The 17,285-nt window shown below is 35.7% G+C and carries 14 protein-coding genes; 13 read left to right on the top strand and 1 reads right to left on the bottom strand.

Translation table 11 applies throughout. The annotated features are described in order from the left end of the window. Window positions 1-152 precede the first annotated feature (152 nt). A complete protein-coding gene (locus J2T13_RS22625; protein ID WP_429374631.1) occupies window positions 153-860 on the top strand; it encodes an ImmA/IrrE family metallo-endopeptidase in 708 nt (235 codons plus the stop codon). Between the two features lie 169 nt (window positions 861-1,029). On the opposite strand, the gene J2T13_RS22620 is transcribed toward J2T13_RS22625, so the two are convergent. Continuing rightward, window positions 1,030-2,046 carry a hypothetical protein gene (locus J2T13_RS22620; protein ID WP_429374630.1) on the bottom strand — a complete coding sequence of 339 codons (1,017 nt, stop codon included), beginning with the start codon at window positions 2,044-2,046 and terminating at the stop codon, window positions 1,030-1,032. Between the two features lie 199 nt (window positions 2,047-2,245). On the opposite strand from J2T13_RS22620, the gene J2T13_RS22615 reads away from it, so the two are divergent. The 12 genes from J2T13_RS22615 to terL all read left to right on the top strand — a co-directional run bounded on the left by J2T13_RS22615 (window position 2,246) and on the right by terL (window position 17,285). Continuing rightward, on the top strand, window positions 2,246-2,392 hold the full coding sequence (locus J2T13_RS22615; RefSeq protein WP_429374629.1) for a hypothetical protein: 147 nt from the start codon (window positions 2,246-2,248) through the stop codon (window positions 2,390-2,392). A 76-nt stretch (window positions 2,393-2,468) separates the two neighbouring features. Beyond that, complete coding sequence (locus J2T13_RS22610; RefSeq protein WP_429374628.1) at window positions 2,469-5,876, top strand: RNA dependent RNA polymerase; 3,408 nt, start codon at window positions 2,469-2,471, stop codon at window positions 5,874-5,876. A 316-nt stretch (window positions 5,877-6,192) separates the two neighbouring features. Then, window positions 6,193-7,797: a DEAD/DEAH box helicase gene (locus J2T13_RS22605; protein WP_429374627.1), complete on the top strand. Its 1,605-nt coding sequence runs from the start codon at window positions 6,193-6,195 to the stop codon at window positions 7,795-7,797. A gap of 525 nt (window positions 7,798-8,322) precedes the next feature. Further along, on the top strand, window positions 8,323-8,808 hold the full coding sequence (locus tag J2T13_RS22600; RefSeq protein WP_429374626.1) for a hypothetical protein: 486 nt from the start codon (window positions 8,323-8,325) through the stop codon (window positions 8,806-8,808). Next, entirely contained in the window at window positions 8,805-9,878 is a 1,074-nt protein-coding gene (locus J2T13_RS22595; RefSeq protein WP_429374625.1) for a serine/threonine-protein kinase, read from the top strand. Before J2T13_RS22600 ends, J2T13_RS22595 begins: the two co-directional genes overlap by 4 nt. Before the next feature lie 476 nt (window positions 9,879-10,354). Continuing rightward, window positions 10,355-11,596: a site-specific DNA-methyltransferase gene (locus J2T13_RS22590; RefSeq protein ID WP_429374624.1), complete on the top strand. Its 1,242-nt coding sequence runs from the start codon at window positions 10,355-10,357 to the stop codon at window positions 11,594-11,596. A gap of 81 nt (window positions 11,597-11,677) precedes the next feature. Further along, window positions 11,678-12,064, top strand: a complete 387-nt coding sequence (locus J2T13_RS22585) for a hypothetical protein (RefSeq protein WP_429374623.1) — start codon at window positions 11,678-11,680, stop codon at window positions 12,062-12,064. Between the two features lie 54 nt (window positions 12,065-12,118). Continuing rightward, the gene (locus tag J2T13_RS22580) at window positions 12,119-12,865 is read left to right on the top strand and encodes a transposase (RefSeq protein ID WP_429374622.1); all 747 of its coding nucleotides are present in this window, start codon (window positions 12,119-12,121) and stop codon (window positions 12,863-12,865) included. Window positions 12,866-13,025: 160 nt separating this feature from the next. After that, the gene (locus tag J2T13_RS22575; RefSeq protein ID WP_429374621.1) at window positions 13,026-13,871 is read left to right on the top strand and encodes a tyrosine-type recombinase/integrase; all 846 of its coding nucleotides are present in this window, start codon (window positions 13,026-13,028) and stop codon (window positions 13,869-13,871) included. A 184-nt stretch (window positions 13,872-14,055) separates the two neighbouring features. Then, window positions 14,056-14,457 carry a hypothetical protein gene (locus tag J2T13_RS22570; protein WP_429374620.1) on the top strand — a complete coding sequence of 134 codons (402 nt, stop codon included), beginning with the start codon at window positions 14,056-14,058 and terminating at the stop codon, window positions 14,455-14,457. Between the two features lie 2 nt (window positions 14,458-14,459). Next, window positions 14,460-15,662 (top strand): DUF6575 domain-containing protein, encoded by a 1,203-nt coding sequence (locus J2T13_RS22565; protein WP_429374619.1) that lies wholly within the window; start codon window positions 14,460-14,462, stop codon window positions 15,660-15,662. A 3-nt stretch (window positions 15,663-15,665) separates the two neighbouring features. Further along, complete coding sequence (gene terL / locus J2T13_RS22560; protein WP_429374618.1) at window positions 15,666-17,285, top strand: phage terminase large subunit; 1,620 nt, start codon at window positions 15,666-15,668, stop codon at window positions 17,283-17,285.

Raw genomic sequence — 17,285 nt, 5'->3', positions numbered from 1 at the left:
ATATGAATTAGCATAACAGGGTGTTGGCTCAGGGTGGTCAACTTTTGGATTAGCAATGACTATGTAAGTGGTACACTTTTAGATTAGCAGATACACCTGCAGAAAATGCACGACAGTTATTGCGTGATTTCAGTATTTCAAATACACCAGCATTGAGCATTAATCGAATATTTGAAAATCATAATATTATTTACGACGAATTGGCATACGGCGATCCAAATTATATGGGAAGCTTAATTCGCGCCAAAGGCAAGACAATCATTCTCGTTAATACGGATATAAAGAATGCTGGAAGAATTAATTTCACAAAAGCCCATGAACTCGGACATTTTAGCTTAAATCACAAAGGACAGCAGTTTGAATGTTCACGAACCGATATGTTAGATTCTACAAGAAAGCCGTTCGAGCTAGAGGCGAATCAATTTGCAAAAGAATTTCTTCTTCCTGAACAAATGGTCAAGTCCATATCTATGTCAGCACCATTCGATTTTGATACAATCAAGTCAATGGGTAACGAGTTCATGGTTTCCAAACTTGTAGCAGTTTTTCGAATACTCGATTTTCATTTGGGTGATTATGCTGTTATTGGATCTAATCATGGTGTAATCACTCAGGTTGGAATGTCAAAGAGTCTTATTGGAAGGGTTAATCTCTTGAAATTAGGTGGGTTAATTGATAATAACTCTTTTGCTAAAGAGTGTCTGATTTCAAATCTTCGAATGAATGGATATTCAACTATTGATCCTAATACTTGGATTACGAGAAATATGAGGGGTTCAACAATTTCATTGAAGGAATACTCAAGAGCAGATAAATCGTCTGGAAGCGTGATGACTCTTCTTAAGGTCGATTTCAAGTAATGACATCCGCGAATGGTCACCTGAGCATGATAAGATGGGCAAAGGTGTCACGTTGTCTAAGGAAGAGATTATTGTGCTGCGGGATATGCTGATTGGGTTGGATTTGTAGATTACGGTGTGTAAAAATAAGACCTGCTGATATTAAATTAGCAGGTCTCTTGGCATTTTTTTAATATGCCTCGAATTTCTCCTCAGAAACTGTTGGTTTATCCGAATGTTTATCTATCAATGCAGATAAATCTGAAAGAAACGACTTTTTTTCTTCTTTATCCAAATTGGTCAATTTGAAAAATTCACTCCCAATTACAGCTAAAATAAATGATGGATCAATTGCGAAACTTTCCTCTAAATTCTTCAATTTCTGATTGGCATAGTCTATGTTCCAGTCACTGAGCATCTTGAGGTGCTTCATGATAGTATTTACTACGGTTATATTCATTTTATCAAACTCAGTTAGAACCATATCAAGTTCTTCACCATTTATTTTTTCGCGTAAAAGTTCCTTTTTTTCATATAGACTAAAGAATTTATGTTCGTTTAATGTGGAAACTGCCTTCTCAGAAGCTTCATCTACTGATAAGTCATGCAATTTATAAAGGGTGCGAACAATCCCTTCCATCGTTATATAGTTAATATTACTTATCTTCTTATTAAGGATATCCTCCAGTAAAGTTTCCTTCAAATCGAATACGATATAGGAAGTTGATTTTTCTTTACTTCGTTCATAGATCAGAGAGTTCGTCTTTTGTTGTAGAATATTCCGATATGACAACTCCTCATTCTTATTCATTTTAAGAATGACTTGATTGGAAGTCAGGCCCAATTTCTTTAACATCTCCTTAATGAATGTTATCAATGAATCTGAAATTGGTATCCGACGATACTCTAAGTCAAATACCTGTATCCATTCTTGTTCTTTAATTTCATCTGGAGTTAATTCAATCGTTGTTTTTTCAAGTAATGGCTGTATGTATTCAAGGAAATCTTCCGTTTTACCCATTAGAAATTCAAATATGTTATAGAGAACCTCCAAATCAACAAATTCTGCATTATGGTTCTCTAACTTACTTATATATGCAAGACTTCTGTCGATATGCGCAGCTAAATCAGATGCTTTGACTCCTTTGTCATTTCGAGTATTCTTTATCGCTTTGCTTAGTTCTTCGGTTAATTTGACTTTTGGCATATAGGTCACCTCTTCGGTAAATATTTTAACATTGAATTATAAAAATAACAATAAATTATCATACGTAAAATATTTTACGAAAGTATAGACGTATTGTAATTATTATGATATATTTATTTTGTAGTAATTTATTTCCACTATATTGATTATTACGAACGTGGGTTTAGAAAATTCTAAAATAGGAAGGTGGTGAAGGTTAATGAGTTGGAGATATGATACGAGGCATTTGAATTCGCAGCAACAATCGATTATTCGGAAACGTGATGAAGAAGAAGCAAGCCTGAAAAGAGAAAAAGAACTACATAAGAAAGAATTACAGAAGAAAATAGAAATTATCGAAGACTGAGATTGATAGCTTTCCTCAACGGATGAAGCAATGAAGAGGAGCCGATCCTCTTTAATAAAAATAAGGAGACTAGAATTTGAAGAATAGCAAAAAGCGAAACCAACATAAAATTAAATTATTTAACTTTGAAGAGATTACCGATTCATTCGGACAACTCACGGCACCAGAGAATATAGATCGAACTATTACTGTTTCTAATAGCATCTATCTAAATCAACTTCAACAGGTCGTTACTGCACAAGAAACTATCGTTGATACCACAGATATAGCCTTTATGCTCAAAGCCAACAACATCGACGAAGATGATCCAGTCCAGCTTGCCCATTTCGAATGTATGCTGCGTGATGGTATTTATTATAAAGGAAAAAAATATGTTCGTTCGATTAAGAGTCCAGCAATGGGACGAACACAACGTACTGAGTTTATTCAAGAAGAGTATGTTGCAGATCTATATAAATATATTACTCTTGCTAAGATGCCACCACTAACCAATATTAACAAATGGGAAGCGGCTCTCGGTGTTAGTCGTTCAACTGCATTACCTGTTCCTTATATCCCTCGTATTGTCGTCATTCCAGATTACGAGAAGGATGAAATTATCGAGGATGTATGGAAAATCGAAGAATGTGCTTTTAATTCAGAGGAACAGAAACGAGTATTAGCTGAGAAAATAAAGCATAATACATATTTCAAATCTAAGAAGGAACTGAAGCCATCAAATGAACACTTGAAAACGTTGAGTCGAATACCCAATAAGAATATCTCATGGAGTGGCGGTACTAAATCTGTTCCCGATCAAACAGAGTATAAAACCTTCAACAGATGGGATAAAGAGAATCGTCGTGTAAACATCGAAGATATTCCTCTCCCTGCTCGCTCGGTTATGTATAACGATGTGCTTTATCCCTGTTATTCCATTGAACAGACGGAGGAGATTCCGATCATTCCAATTACTGAAGAATCTATTGGGATGAAACGTGTCGAGTATCCGAACTACAAGAATAAAAATGTTCAATTTTTTGATGGGCAAGGACTCATGAGTTTTGAGTTTGCAGAAAAGATTGGTAGTGCTCTTGAATTGAACTACGCTCCTAATGCGGTTCAAGGACGTTTACCTTACATCAAAGGGAACTTTATTCGATTTGATATCCTCAAGTGGTTTGAAGAAAATGAAGTCACAGAAATTATAGATATATTCAATCAACCACAGCTAATGATAGATGATCAGGATCGTCCAATAGATCTAATAATTACTAAATCGTGCTTCAAAGCATGGCATCAATATACCGAAGGTCAAGAAAAACCTAAGTGCTTGGTTGAAGACATTAAGCAATATGAGGAATTACTAAAAGTACATAATCATAATAATTTTTGGGTCGCTAATTATGCGAAGCCATCTCACCAGATGAATGCTTACACACCGCTGACGTATCAATATATTCACGCATTGAATCTAACATTAGAAGATATATTTGAATTGGCTACACCATTGATGGACGTAATAAAGCGAATATTACATGGTAAGAAAAATAATACCGCTGGTATGTGGCTCAGAGATATTGCTTACACGAAAGCATTCTTGAACATGCTAGTCCAAGAAGATGATGAATTAAAAGATACAGATGATAATGATGGAATAGAGGAGCAGAAGAACGAAATAGAACTTGGGGATAAGAAGAAATTCACCAATGAAATCATACAAGCCATTGACCTAAATGAACTCATGCTTTATGACGGGAATGTTCGTAAGTTTATTGTGAAGCAAGCCATGATCAAAGTGCAGGATATGCTGAAAGGTCGCATCCCGATTCGAGGCAGCTATTATTATCTGACCAACGATCCCATAGCTTTTATGGAACATGCAGCAGGAAAGTCGGTAATAGGTGTACTGAAGAAGAACCAGGCTTATATGAATCGTAAACTAGGTACTCATGCTTTATTCCGTTCACCTCTCACGATATTTAATGAAGTCGCTAAGCTTGAATTCGTGAAAGTACATAATCCATATATGCGTCACTTGGACAATGTGATTGTTCTAAACTGTCATGATTTAACACTTGCAAGACTTGGGCTCGGTGATGTGGATGGAGACACTGCCCTTTGCACCAATGAGCCCATCATAATATCGGCAGTAATTGATGCCTCTACGATAATAAATGAAGATGATAAAAAAGTGGCTGATCCAGTATTAAACAACATAGATAGTATCGTCAAAATGGAATTGAAGAGCCTACATAATCTTACGGGTAGATGTACAAATGTAAATACGTATTTTCAGAATCTTGCGATGGAGGAAGGAGATCTTCGATCTCGTGTGTTGGAGAACTCGGTACTCAAATTTCTTCAAGGTCAGATTATTGATGCTACAAAAAATGGCCGAGAAGTTGAGATCCCCTTTGTATTAGATCGATTCGCAGTTAAACTACCTTATTTTTTTCGGTTCATAAATGGGGGATCATCGAATGACTATCAGCATTCAACTAAATCACCATTTAACCAATTTTGCGTAAAAGCAGAGAACTACATCAAGGAAAATTTTCAAATGGAAGATGGCAAATTGAATCAATCAATATTGGGCATCCAGAGTACTAAGCAGCTGTTGCAGGATATGAGTAAAACACAATCAATGTCATCCAAGTATCTGGAATATATCAATTTGATCGAGCCATTGTATAAGGAATATAACAAGCAAAAGGGTAGCATCGATTATCGTCGGAAACAATTTAACGAGCTGAAGAAGTGGGAACGAGATAATGAGACCCGGAGAGCCATCAGTGCACAGTATGCAGAGTTAAAAGCGGAGTATAAAGAGAAGTGTGAAGAGGTATGTCCCTACCCTTCCATCCTCTCCAGTGTTGCAGTCGAGATTGCTTACAATAGATATGGTACACAATCATTTGCTTGGTTGTTCATTGATGGATTGCTAGAGAATCTGAAGAAGCATGAGAATGTCATAAAGAAAGAAGTTCGGAGAGTATACAGGCTCACGAATCAAATCCTGGAGGGCAATGAACTTAGTCTTAAGGATGGCATAGCTACAATTGATGATTTGAAGTTCAAATTTGAAGCACCGGATGGTAAATATCCATTGTTTGAAATTATGGGACAATATTTTATTTGGTACGAAGCTGAACGAGAAACGGTTGTGGAGACAAGTGAAACTCCTTCTCTGTTTGAAGGTGAAAGTACGAGACGAACACTAATGGGCTACTCATTAGGATTCAGTACACTGAAAAGATCGCAGGAAGAGTCACGGTCTGTCGCAGATGAAGTTATGGGCAAGGAGTGGCTGATCAGTATAAGAGGAAACTATGTGAATGTAGTCGATGAAAATGGGGAAATCAAGTGCTGCATTCCAGGGGATAAGCTAATTCAGCGTGATGAGAAATGGTCTCTGTTTGATTTTGAAGGTGCAGTGATTGAGTTTGTGCGTATTGAGAAGGTAACTAATTCAAGCTTCAAGTCAGTAGTGAATATTAAATAATTCATTGGTCTATTGTCATATTGTGCGCTCGCTAACGCTGGCGCTCGGGTGACGCCTGATATTGGGTGATATTTAAATATGACAGGAGATATTGAGTTATGAACTATTTTTACTGTTACGATGTGAATTTATTTAATCATCTATCCCAAAAGGGGTTCACATTTATCACGAAAGCACGCCACTATAAAACAAATGATTTATTTTCAATGTTTGTCAAAACTTCAGAATTATCAGTAGCAATTGATGAATGGGAAGAAAAAAGGAATTAATAGCTACATATTAGGCTACATATTAGAAATTATGTGAGGAGAATTTAATGAGAATAGATAATTATAAACCGCAACAAAATGTGACAGATAAGATTAATGGCCAACAAACTGAATGGAAAAATGGAGATATAGTTTTAATTAGTAGTGGTACAGCATCGGGGAAATCATACTTTATCAGAAATGAATTAGAGGAATTGGCTGAGAGTGAGGGTACATATATATTACTATTGGTCAATCGTTCAAAATTATTTAAACAGAATATGGAACTGATCGGGCAATCATTCTTATCACGTATCAAGGTTGAACTGTATCAGAATATCGAGAGAGAGATAAATAGTGGTAAGGGTTATGACTTCTCTCGATATAAATATATTGTCTGCGATGAATCACATTACTTTACGACAGATAGTGGATTCAATGATAGTTCCGATGAATCCCTCAATGCCATATTATCACTTCATTCACATATTCGGATATTCATGTCAGCAACAGGAAGTATATTGTTCTCACACATTAAGGAAAAGCACAGAAGACTACTTAAGAAAACTGACAATAAAATATGGAACTATAGCATCCCTAGAGATTTCAGTAATATCGCATCGTTATCATTTTACAGCGACTTTTCAAGTATAGAAAGACTAATTAAAAAGAAACTCAATAACGAAAATGATAAGATAATTCACTTCTCTAAGAGTGTAGAAAGAGCGTATGAACTACATAAAAAGTATCATGACAATTCAATGTTTGTATGCAGTAATAGTAATAAATATAGTAAATATATCGATTATAATAAAGTGGAATCAATGGTCAGAAGTAATCAATTTGATTGTAAATATCTATTCACAACTACAGTGCTAGACAATGGATTCGATTTGAAAGATGAGAATATCAAATTAATCATATGTGATATGTCTGATATTGATTCGATGTTGCAGTGCATTGGACGCAAGAGATTTAAGAACAATAAAGATAAGGTACATATCATCCTGTTCAATCACACAAATAGAAATTTGTATAATTATAAGTTGTCCGTTGAAAAGAAGGTCAAAGAAGCCGATGCCTTTATTGATGGTGGAGTTAAAGAGTATATCAAATTGGTTGGTAAATTTTCTAAAGGTAGCAACCATATTATCAAGGATAATGTATCATCAGAAGGAAAATATAAATCTAATAAGACGGTATCGATTACTAAGTATCTACAGTCAGTTGCTACAAGTAATCGTATTAGTGAGATGTTAGATAATAACCGTGAAACAAATAAATATCGTGAAGTAGACGGGCATAAAAAGGAGAGCGATGCTTACATGATGTATATTGCTGACTTGTTAAAAAAGAATAAGATTACTATTTTGGAGAAGGAACAGAAGCAAGAGGATTTGTGCGTTTATCTGGATAGAATGGTCGGTAAAAGAATATATAAAGACGAACAATTAGATGTGTTAGAAAGATTCAATTTACGTGACTATGATAATCGGTTACAGAAGGAAATCAACCAATTACAAGCATATCTCATGGCTAATAAAATTATGTATTCGATTGCTAGTTTTAAAGATAATCGAAAGCTATTAGATGATGCTAGCAAAAATTCTAATCGGGGAAAATATTACTGGTCAATATCTAAACATGAGGAAAAGATAGTTTGTCATAAATAACCTAACATGAACACTGCTATAATAATGATATATCCCTTATTATTACTATGATTTTAAATTTATGGACACCAAATTGTGAGATTGAGTATATATTAGATGATCCGCAAAAATGGTGTCCAGAAAAGTTAAAAGTCAATGTTTCCCTATGATAATCGTGTTTTTGACTATCAAAAAAGGGCCGATTTTAATGACAAGGTGTAAATAGTTGGATAGGAATTTTACTCCAAGAACCTAATGTCAGCCCCATGGAGCGGAGATTGTGTGATGAATCAAATTGTTTATTATGATTAATAAACAATTTGAAACTACGATATATTAATCAATCGGTTTAAGCAGTTAACAAGAATTCAAACTTCACGCTGTGAGGGTGAATTGCCGACTTTCAGGCAAGGGGGTGGTGTAGCGAAGCGAAGCTTTTCGTCCTTTGAAAAGGTGAGGTATAGCACCCCAATGTCTTGTGATAACATTTTGATAGGAATTTGTTCCCATTTGTCGTATTGTTAGACAAAAGGGAGTGTGAATTATTTGAGATCAATCGGAATAAGAGTTGCATCAAATGAAATTTTTTATGCTGTATTTGAAGGTAATCCATCAGAACCAAAGTTATTTTTTTATAATAAACTAACAATACCGAAATCGTATAAGGATGGTCAGGCTTTATCATGGATTAGAGAAAATTTCTTGAATATACTTAAAGAATATCAGATTAAATCAATGTTTATTAGAACGATGGAACTAAGATCTCAAACGAAAAAAAAGGCAATAATGGACAGATCGAAAATAGAAGGCGTACTATGTGAAGTGGGTTATACAAGTGGAGCAAAGACAAGAGACGGTGCGCTAACTACTATTACTTCGCTGATGGTCACTCAGACAAAGAAAAGTGCAAAAGGATATATGGAATTGGATGAGTTCAGAGGAGTAGAAGAATGGACTAACTTAAATGACAAATACAGAGAAGCGAGCCTTGCTGGAGTTGCAGCCCTTGCATTACTTGAGGATAGTCTATGAAGGTAATATCAGAAATAGTGGTCGAGAAACTTCATAGAATTGGAGCTACACAAGGTGCTAACTCTGAGGTATGGCTTGCAAGAGATATTCAGTTAAATGCAGAAGTTGTTCTAAAAGAAGTATCACTTAGTAAAATTTCTAACCCCAATGAATATTTTAGAGAAGCACAAATTATTTATGCAAATAAGCATCCAAGAATTGTTCCCATAAATTATGCTTGTAAGGATAATAAATGTATAAGAATGACTATGCCTTATTATCCCAATGGTTCGTTACAAGATACTTTAGATAAAAAGCCATTAACCGTTGGTAACACTATTAAAATTGCTCAGGAGTTTCTGAGTGGGCTTCATTATGTACATATAAATAGGTTTGTACATTACGATGTTAAGCCGACCAATATTTTTATTGCGGATGATGGCTCGGCTATGCTCGCAGATTTCGGGCAAACCAGAGAAACCGACATTATGGGAATCGCAAGTATCCCTCCAAACTACACCAAACATGTGGCTCCAGAACTAATTGGGAACAGAGTATCTACTAAGCTAACGGATATATATCATTCTGGTTTAACTCTATATCGTATGTGTAATGGAAATGGTCTCTTTGAAGAACAATATGGAAAATATAAAACTAATGGTATTCTTGATCCGCACGCTCTAGCAAAGGATGTTCTTGATGGGAAATTTCCAAACAGAACAATTTATTTACCTCACATTCCCAAAAGAATCAGAAAAATCATCAATAAGGCGATATCTGTTGACCCTAAGAAACGGCATCAAACCGCACTGGAATTAATGAACGATATAGGTAAAGTGGATACCTTATTAGATTGGCAATATCAAGAGAGTCCAACTAAAACAACATGGAATAAATTCACTGCAGAACATATGTGTGAAATTTTGCTATCCTTGAATAGTAAAGATAACCTATGGTATATTAGTGGTAAAATTATAAAAATACTAGATGGTAATGTAAGAAAGAAAAATTCATGGAGTAGGCAGCTTGGATTTAAAAGAAAAAAGATGGCTGAAAAAGAACTGTGTAAAATATTTAACGAAATGAGCTGATTCTAAAATGAAAGCCACTTGCCCCTATTGTAAAAGGAAATTTACTGTCGCTGATCCTCGTTCGTTGTTAGCAAATGAATTTTGCAACAAGTGTATAGGCGAAAGGATATTAACAAGTGGATATAAATGGCCAGAAACAGATGGTTTCAAATATATACCACATTCTGATGGATATGGCATCTTTGCTTCGCTTAATTTAAATTAAATAGATTTAATACATATTTAGTCACTTCTTCGCGGAGTGGCTTTTTTGCGTTGTCTGATCAATTGTCATATGACACACTCCCTACCAATGATAAGAGGTGATATTCATGAAAAGGTATAACCAGTTGAAATATTTAGTTTATCGAGTACAAAATTACCAAGTTAAATGGCAGTTCAAATTGCCGAAATTTTAAACTATACATAACGAATCACAGGAACTCTGGCTAATCGCTAGGGTTCTTTTTGCTTTGTAAAGAAAAGGGGAATAGAAATTGGAATTTATAAAATTGAAGATAGATGAGTTGAAACATGCTGATTATAATCCGAGAAAGGAATTGAAAGCTGGAGATCCAGAGTTTGAAAAGATTAAGAATAGTATAGCTGAGTTTGGATATTGTGAGCCGATTATTTGTAATAAGGATTATACAATAGTAGGTGGACATCAGAGACATAAAGTATTGAAGGCACTCGGATACGAAGAAGTGGAATGTGTCTTAATTGATGTGGATAAAACAAAAGAGAAGGCTCTAAACGTAGCTTTAAACAAGATTACAGGTGAATGGGACACTGATGCATTGGCTGTCTTGTTGGAAGAGTTGAAGGCTGAAGATTATAATATTGAGTTAACAGGATTTGATTTTGCTGAAGCTGAAAAGTTGTTTGATGAGTTACATAAGGATGATGAGCCAGCGGAAGAAGAGTTTGATGTTGTTTTACCGGAGAATCCTATTACACAATTAGGTGATGTATGGTTGTTGGGGAAACACAGGTTAGTTTGTGGGGATTCAACAAGTGAGAGTAATTTTGCAACGTTGATGGAAGGAAAGAAGGCTAGATTAATAGTCACCGATCCTCCGTATAATGTGGATTATGTTGGGAAGACAAAAGATGCATTAACAATTAGAAATGACAAAATGGATGATGAGCAATTTTATGAGTTTCTGTTGGCTGCTTATACAAGAATGTATGAAGTAGCAGATGATGGAGCAAGTATATATGTGTTCCATGCGGATAGTGAAGGATTGAATTTCAGGAAGGCTCATAAGGAATCAGGATTTAAACTATCTCAATGTTGTATATGGGCTAAGCAAGCGATGGTTATGGGAAGACAAGACTATCATTGGCAGCACGAACCAATATTAACAGGTTGGAAGCCAACTGCTGGACACTACTGGAACTCAGATAGGAAGCAGACAACAATATGGAAATTCGATAGACCGTTTCGGAATGAATTCCATCCAACTATGAAGCCTGTACCATTGATCTCCTATCCTATTAAAAATTCTAGTAAGATTGGGGATATTGTTCTTGATCCATTTGGTGGGTCTGGTTCAACGTTGATAGCTTGCGATGATACCGATCGTGTGTGCTATACGATGGAGTTAGATGAGAAGTACGTAGATGTAATTGTGAACAGGTATATAGGGCGTGTTGGGGCTGACAGTGGCGTATATTTGATTAGGGATGGGAAGAAGTATGACTATCAAGAAGTCGTTGCTGGCTCGGTAAGGTAAGAGGTATCATGTGCTGAGTGCTCATTTATCATTGAGATTAATCCAATGCAGATGTATAATTTGGAAAAGGAGTGATCCCAAGTGTCATTTGATTGGAATATTGAGTCAGACGTATTTAGTATCACAAATCTCAAGGCTAGAGTTAATGCGGACAAGTTGTTCGTCTGCCTTATGCTAGAAATTGAGAGACAAGGCATTGACATACGTAAGAGCTTCTCTATTTCAACTATTCAAGAGTTTATACCCAAAGGAACTGCTGGTATAGATAACAATTCAGTTTATGGATTTTCTATATTAAGCATGTTAAGTAGTCAAAAGAAGCGTGATTATTTTATATTTGATGATCCGAATCTGAGAGATGAGTTTGCTTCAGTCGCTAATAATAATTATAACCGTGACAATTACTATTGGCTTAAGAACTACCCGAACGAACTAATACGGATCAATCCCATATTTATTAAAGCTTAATTGGAGCCTATGATAAGGCTCTTTTTATTTTATTGAAATTGGAGGTGAGGTGAAATGAAGAAAGATAAGGAATTTATGGACAATAATAAAAATAAGAACAAACCAAAGATAATGACCAAGTACGATCAGTTTGTAATACCTCGACTTAAGGATATTCCTGTATGGGTACGAGAAGGAGTAACCGATGAAGAAATAGCAAAGCGCTTAAATATCCATGTTTGGACGCTAGGAGATTATAGAAGGAAGCATCCTAAGTTTGCTGAAGCATTGACCAGACCGACTAAGTGGGAGACACATGTTTATCCACGATTAGCGGAGATTCAGGAATGGTTTCAAGAAGGTGTGAATGCAGACGAGATTATCAAAAAACTCGATATAGGTCATACAACTTGGTATGAATATATCGATAAGCATCCTATGCTTGCCGAACTTGTTAAATGGAGCAGGTCTGTTATAATATCTCGCGTGGAAAATTCACTTCTGAAGGCAGCAATGGGTTATGATTTTGAAGAATTAAAAACGATTGTAGAAGAAGATAAAAACGGGAAAAAGCGGACTCGCATTGAAAAAGTCAAGCGCCATCAACCCCCGAACCCGACAGCAATGATATTCTATCTGAAGAACCGTGCTCCGAACGAATGGAATGATAGACGTGAGATTATAGTTGATACGAAGGCAGCGGAGTTGGAACGCAAGCAGCTATTCCTTGATATGATTGAAGCTGATGTAATAGAAATAGAATATGAAGCTATAGAAGAATCCAGCCATACCGAAGAAGGCTTCGAAGAATCAGATACATAGGTTATGTCGTCAGTTATTCGATAGATAAACGCCAGTTTTAGCCTTAATAATGCCCCGAATTAGCCCATACAGACTGCATAAGAAAGGTTATGTATCTAGTTGACTGTCTCCCCCCACCAACGGTATGATGTGACACAATGAAGGGAAAGGTGGGGGCAAAGTGGACTATTTACAAGGGTTTGAGGCACACTTACGAAGTAAGGATCGAAGCGAAAATACAGTATCTTGCTACTTGAGGGACGTACTACAATTTATAGCTTGGTATCAGAGTAAGACGGAGTATGGATTAGACAAGCTGATCGAACTGGATGGAGTAGAGTATAAAAAGCAACTACAACGAAGCGATCAAGCCATACTGACCATCAACCGGAAGATAGCCAGCGTCAATGTATTCTGCCGTTGGATGCTTAAACAAGGATATATAATGGAAGAGATACGCGTTGAAGCGGTTAGGAATAAGGATGTAAGGCAGTATAAGGGGCTTGAGGATACGAATTTCTGGAAGCTACGCAACGAGATCCACCGATCGGGTAACCGAATGCATATATGTATGATAGAGATACTAATAGGAACAGGCATCAGGGTAAGCGAGTTAGTAAGTATACGGCTAAAAGATATAGACATGAGCGAACGTAAGGGGTTATTACGGATACTTGGCAAAGGAAACGCACAACGAACGCTTCCTATTAACAAGGATGTACGTAAAGCTCTCACTCGATACTTAGAAATCAGAATGGAATGCAACTCGGAATACTTATTTATAGGGCAGCGAGGGGCATTTGAGAGAAACGCAGTCAATCTTATACTCAATAAGTATGGAGATCGGGTTCAGGTAAAAATAACTCCTCATATGCTCAGACATACGCTAGGATATCGGTTGGTTAAGACTACTCCACTGACAACTATTCAGCAAATACTCGGCCATGACCATGTTTCCACTACAAATATCTACACTTTGACAACAGAAAAGGATATGGCTGAAGCATTAGCAAATATTGAGTGGTAGAGATACTGCTCTTTTTTTGCTTGTCAGGGGAGGGGGCTTCTATATGGGAAAACGGAGCCGACAGCAAGGGATACAGAAATTTTTGTTGAAAAATAGAGGTGAAAACATTGTATTTGTAGAATTGTTTATATAACCTCGGGTTATGAAGTTGGGGAAATAACTACATAATAGGTGATATAAACATATGAGTATAAATATTAAACTTTATCCAGACTATTTTCCTACGAATTGCCCTCCAAATGATGCGTTAGAAGAAGAAATAATTGTTTATCGTTTATATGAAAGTAATCCATTAAATGAGAATGACTTTTTATCACACTTTGTATTGAATCCAAATAGAAATTATAATGGGAAGTTGCAAGCTTATGGGTTATCTGTTATTTCTGATATAGAGGAAATTGAGATAATGAGAAATATATCTCCAATCATGCGAAAAAAGAAGTGCGTTGCTACGGGAGTGACATTGCGATCAAATGGTGTAATTAAAAGGACTCCGAGTAATAATTGTAATTCTCATATAACTTGGTGGCTAATTAAAGAGGCACTTCCTCATGCTTATTTTAAAGTATGTAAACAGGTGGTTTAATTATGGAAGCAGAATTTATTGGTGTAGATTTATTGGGTAAGCTCTATATGGAAGAAATGTTTTTGTTTTATGATGAACCTCAATTATTTACTTGTATAAGTAAATTTGGGCAAAGGTTTATGGTTCTTTATGTTGATTATACTGAACAAGCTCAAATATGGTTATTTGCTCCACTAACCGAGGCAAGACTGGCATCCGCAAAAAGTAATAGGATATCACTTTATGATATATTTACTAAACCTGAGGATGAATTCATATGGAAAGTGATAAAAGAAAATAACTCAAATATTGCAAAAGCAACCCAAATTGATCCAATGGGTTTATCGCGTGATCTATTACCGACTGAAGATGCATTTCTTAATTGGAAAAATGATGAAATGATGCCATACATAAATGAAAAGATCTTTGAAATGGCTCAATCCCAGAGAAGAGATATATTAAATTTATCATTGGAAATAGCTGATGGTCATGTGAGAGAAATAGATTGTGTTGCATTAGGAGAAGTTCTTTCGAATACACAGAATATATTGTACTCGCTTGCTGATAAAGGTAAAAGTGCGAGAGGGAAAATACCTAGCAAAATTAAGGTTGAAAATGCTCTACAAGTAACAGGAACATATGCAGCTTCGTTTGGTATTCAATTAAAATCAAATGAGCTAAGCGATCTTTTAGGAGAAACTCGACTTAGTGATACATTGAAGTTATTCGCACAATTATTGATGATCAAAAGCAATCCTGTAGAGTTAAAATCTTTTTTAATTACCCAGAATCAAAGAGTTGTTCTAAAATATAGGAATTTAATGAAAACGTTAATTGAAGCAGACACCGGAATAAAAGTTGAGATTGCTTCTCCAAATAAAAATTATTATGACGTAAAGTTATCTGTTCAAGATGTGAAGAATACTCTTAGTATTTTAGATGGGGAAATAAATAATATGGTAACAGTTGAGACGATATTTGGTGAAATTGTTGGTATTCATACTGAGAAAAAAACCTTCTCATTTAGAAGTGTCGATGGGGAACACATTACAGGAAAACTCGCGGATCATTTTAACGAAACAACATTTGAGGTTCCAAAACATATGGAAATAGTGGTTGAACAAAAGATTCAACTAAATAATTTAACTAAAAAGGAAAAGTATATATACAAACTAATCAAAGTTAATGACTCTACGGAAGAATTGACTGATAAAGATGTAGAATAGGAAGTGATTAAATTTATAACTGCTGAGGGGAATTACAATGTATTACGACAAAGCGAACTATTAAAGCATTATATGGATAAATATTTCAAAGCGCCCAAAATGAAACAGCTAATCGAAACCTTTTCTTTCTCAGAATTACGAAAACTCATAGCTGAAATGGACATCGAATTTTTTGCTCTTTGCTACTTCCCCAAATACTTTGATCGAGAGTTCGGACAGTTTCATCGAGAACTATTCGCTGAGTTAAAACATATGCTGTCCAATACAGGACTGATTACGGCTTTCGGACTCCCACGGGAACACGGAAAATCCACGATCAGTTCTTTTTTATTTCCGTTATACGCAACTCTTTATGATAAATCTCAATTTACACTTATCATATCGGCAACAGAAATAATTGCACTCCCTTTCCTCGATATGATAAAAGATGAACTTGAAACAAATACAATGCTGATTCAAGATTTTGGCATTCGTAAGGGTAATCGTTGGAACAATAACGAGATTTGGCTGCGGAGTAAAAGCGGATTAGATTCCTGTATCATGATTAGAGGTGTTGACGGTTCTCTCCGAGGTATCCATTATAAGCATCATCGTCCAACACTAGTTTTACTGGATGACTTGCTAAAGGATGATACTGCTAAATCGGAAACCAAACGTGATCAGATTAAAAGTACATTCACCGACGTCGTTTTGCCAATTGGTACAAGAGATACGAATATTCTCATCTGCGGTACAATTCTAAATGAAGAAGATATCATGGCTGACTTGTTAAAGGGTAAGATTCCAGGAGTTAGAAGTATACGAAAGGCAGCAGTTATTCAATTTTCTGATCGAGATGATTTATGGTCAGAATGGGAAATCAAATATAACAACCTTCAAGACGAGGACAGGATCAACACTGCCTTGTCTTTTTTTATTGCGTATAAAGATGAAATGCTAGAGGGTACAGAGATATTGTGGAGTGAGTATCTAGACTATTACTATCTGATGTGTAAGCGGCAAGCGATGGGATTTAATAGTTTTCAGAAGGAACTCCAAAATGATCCTCGTTCTACTGATGATTATATATTTCAGCATCTTGAATATTGGGACAGGCTTCCTGAATTTGATGAGATGGAAATTGTTATGTACATTGACCCTGCAATTAAAGCAGGGAAGAGAAATGATTACTCAGCTATCACAATTTTAGGACAACATCGTAAGACGAAACAGCTATATGTGATTGACGGTAACATTTATAAGCTATTGCCAGATGATTTGTTCCAAGTGGCTGTCGAAAAGTTGACTACCTTTCCTGTTGATAAAATAGGATTCGAGACAATACAAGCACAAAGCTACATGAAGCAAAAGTTTGAGGAAGAGTTGTGGAAATCGAAAATACATACGCCAGTTGAAAGTATTAATAGTAGAGGCCAGAAGCATGAACGGATAATTAGTTTAGAGCCTGATGTGAAGAAGGGTCATATCTTGTTTAACGCAGATAATATCCGTTACAATAATCAAATAAAGGATTACAATAGAAATTGTAAGTATGACGATGCGCCGGATAGTTTATATGGAGCAGTTCAATTAGTCCAGTCGGTGAAGAGTTTAAAGTTTTATGATAGGAATTTATTGTTCTGA

The sequence above is a fragment of the Paenibacillus sp. DS2015 genome (assembly GCF_050433705.1).
Classification (GTDB): domain Bacteria; phylum Bacillota; class Bacilli; order Paenibacillales; family Paenibacillaceae; genus Paenibacillus_AQ.
This window is presented reverse-complemented; position numbering and strand designations above follow the sequence as displayed.

Excerpts from the sequence above, each read along its gene's own strand:
- J2T13_RS22620 (WP_429374630.1), bottom strand. The coding sequence starts at position 2,046 with ATGCCAAAAGTCAAATTAACCGAAGAACTAAGCAAAGCGATAAAGAAT.
- J2T13_RS22615 (WP_429374629.1), top strand. The coding sequence starts at position 2,246 with ATGAGTTGGAGATATGATACGAGGCATTTGAATTCGCAGCAACAATCG.
- J2T13_RS22605 (WP_429374627.1), top strand. The coding sequence starts at position 6,193 with ATGAGAATAGATAATTATAAACCGCAACAAAATGTGACAGATAAGATT.
- J2T13_RS22595 (WP_429374625.1), top strand. The coding sequence starts at position 8,805 with ATGAAGGTAATATCAGAAATAGTGGTCGAGAAACTTCATAGAATTGGA.
- J2T13_RS22580 (WP_429374622.1), top strand. The coding sequence starts at position 12,119 with ATGAAGAAAGATAAGGAATTTATGGACAATAATAAAAATAAGAACAAA.
- J2T13_RS22570 (WP_429374620.1), top strand. The coding sequence starts at position 14,056 with ATGAGTATAAATATTAAACTTTATCCAGACTATTTTCCTACGAATTGC.
- J2T13_RS22565 (WP_429374619.1), top strand. The coding sequence starts at position 14,460 with ATGGAAGCAGAATTTATTGGTGTAGATTTATTGGGTAAGCTCTATATG.